General features: G+C 58.0%; 1 protein-coding gene. It reads right to left on the minus strand.

Going from position 1 to position 288, the window contains the following annotated elements; all coding sequences use genetic code 11:
• A partial coding sequence (locus ACTHSN_RS10790) for a hypothetical protein (protein ID WP_440365319.1) occupies positions 1 to 288 on the minus strand: 288 nt, incomplete at both ends.

Raw genomic sequence — 288 nt, forward strand, 5'->3', positions numbered from 1 at the left:
TTGGTGCTGCCGCTGTCGCCGTTGAAGGTCAGGCCTTTGCTGTCAACGGCGGTTTTGGCATCTACGCCTTTTTGGATTTCGGCTTTGGTGTCATCAGCCAAGTCGATGCTGTAGTCGGTCACGTTGTCGGCCTTTTCAGCGGCGGTAACGGTCAATTTGCTCGAACCGGCGCTCGCAGTCGTGCCTTTGGCGTTGACGGTGTAAACGTCTCGGCCGTTGGCTCCGGTCGTTTTCACCACGTCTTTGATGTTGGTACCGGCACGTACTTCGGTACGGGCGGCGGCGCTT

The organism is Neisseria sp. P0009.S010 (assembly GCF_051958545.1).
GTDB classification, from domain to species: domain Bacteria; phylum Pseudomonadota; class Gammaproteobacteria; order Burkholderiales; family Neisseriaceae; genus Neisseria; species Neisseria subflava_A.